Origin of the sequence: Burkholderia paludis (assembly GCF_000732615.1) — a bacterium.
Taxonomy (GTDB): Bacteria; Pseudomonadota; Gammaproteobacteria; order Burkholderiales; family Burkholderiaceae; genus Burkholderia; species Burkholderia paludis.
The window spans coordinates 1-1,560 of the sequence record NZ_JPGL01000039.1; the positions used below are offsets into that span (position 1 = coordinate 1).

A 1,560-nucleotide genomic window follows, 5' to 3' on the forward strand; every position below is an offset into this window, starting at 1 on the left:
TCGTCCTCGTCCTCGTCCTCGTCCTCGTCCTCGTCCGCTTCCGTTTCCGCTTCCGTTTCCGTTTCCGTTTCCGTTTCCGTTTCCGTTTCCAGTGCCGCCAGCAGCGTCCCTGCGGCCGCGACGTCGACGTCATCTTGGTACTCTGGCTCCCGCATCGCGCCGGGTGCGTCCGCGACGAAGTGCAGCCCGATGACGCTCGCGCCATCGCGCAACACGTTGCCCATTTCGGCCGCATTGTGCGCGAGCACGACGGCGAGCCAGCACGCGAGACGCACCCAGCATCGCGTCCTCGCTGAACACCACGTGGTGCAAACTGCACCATGCCGCCAAACATTGTCTGCTCTGGCTTTGTGCGATTCGCAGCCGCAGCGGCGACGCCTCGCCGCTCAAGAATGTGGTACGTCTCAAACGCTTGGCTGAGCGACCGGTTTGCACGCGTTTTGGCGCGTGCGTCATGTCTGTGCTATTTCAAGGGGGTGGTGCATTTTGGACCAACACGATATTTCCACTACAAACGACGCCGACCACAGCGCAACGGCCAGCGCCGGAATTCGGCAATTGTCGGGGGCGGCGCTGGCCGACACGAACGACGAACATCGTGCAATTGCCGATACCTGGCTGCGGCTGGCGATCGCCGGAATTCAGTAAATGCACCTCAGCGACGATGCGCGCCGGGTGGTTGCGGAACGACTGTTCTAGTCGCCTACAGACTGGCGACTGGCGGCCGCCGCTGCGTTTCTCCCCGATCGGGGGAGAAACGAGTAACCGCGCGTGGATCAATTTCAGGCTTCAGCGCCCAGAAACAGCAAGGGCCGCTCGCGGCCCTTCGTTCACCCGGAAAATCTTTTTCCGTAATCATCCATGTTCTCAACCGCAACACGCAACTGGCAACACCATTTATATGGTTTTGTCTCGTATGGATTTTTTATTACCGTCCCCTCTGAAAAAACATATTCGGGCAAAGCTTCATCTATCGGCATGAAAAGGTAAATGTAATCCCCTTCGCGCAAGACAACAACATTCCCGTCAAAATCCCTTGCATCATCCGTTTTCGAAAGACCAACTATATTCTCATCAAACGGCCGCTCATTATCAAAATCAGCATATATTCTGGAATTTATTTTCACATATTTAACATTTCCCACGAGCACCTCGCTGTCCCCTCGGAATTGGATTCTGCTTTGTAGGCTGAAATAACCGCTGAGCATCCTGCGCAGTTAGCCCATCAACCGTTGCATGATTCATCACCATGCTTCCGGTGGTTGAATTTAATTTCCCGTCCAGGGTAATTGTTCCTCCAGCCCTCTCAATATCGCCAACCGTGGCTACTCCGACTTGATTATGCTGAAACGGTTGAGACAGTGTTTCTAGCGTTGCGCCGGGAGCAGCTTGCGTAGAAATACCACTCAATTTCCCGTTTGCATCCGACATAACACCGCTTCCCGTTTGAAAACTTTCGGCAGTACATGCCCCACCGCGACAGACAAGATCGGTATCGGCCAGAATGCAGTGCAATCCCAATGGATCGATCCACGATATCGGATTGGGCGCGTACTGGAA

At 55.1% G+C, this 1,560-nt stretch carries 4 protein-coding genes; 1 reads left to right on the forward strand and 3 read right to left on the reverse strand.

Annotated features, from left to right (window positions below; translation table 11 throughout):
- Window positions 1-248, reverse strand: a 248-nt coding sequence (locus GQ56_RS44610; RefSeq protein WP_200878000.1) for a hypothetical protein, incomplete at its 3' end; no start/stop codon positions are given.
- Between the two features lie 238 nt (window positions 249-486).
- Here GQ56_RS44610 and GQ56_RS45925 point away from each other — a divergent pair.
- Entirely contained in the window at window positions 487-648 is a 162-nt protein-coding gene (locus GQ56_RS45925) for a hypothetical protein (RefSeq protein WP_160257560.1), read from the forward strand.
- Between the two features lie 182 nt (window positions 649-830).
- Here the strand turns inward: GQ56_RS45925 and GQ56_RS41720 are convergent, their stop codons facing one another.
- Both GQ56_RS41720 and GQ56_RS46625 read right to left on the reverse strand, forming a co-directional pair.
- Window positions 831-1,145 (reverse strand): hypothetical protein, encoded by a 315-nt coding sequence (locus GQ56_RS41720; RefSeq protein WP_235212745.1) that lies wholly within the window; start codon window positions 1,143-1,145, stop codon window positions 831-833.
- On the reverse strand, window positions 1,132-1,560 hold a 429-nt coding region (locus tag GQ56_RS46625), incomplete at its 5' end, for a hypothetical protein (protein ID WP_217468869.1). The genes GQ56_RS41720 and GQ56_RS46625, both read right to left, overlap by 14 nt.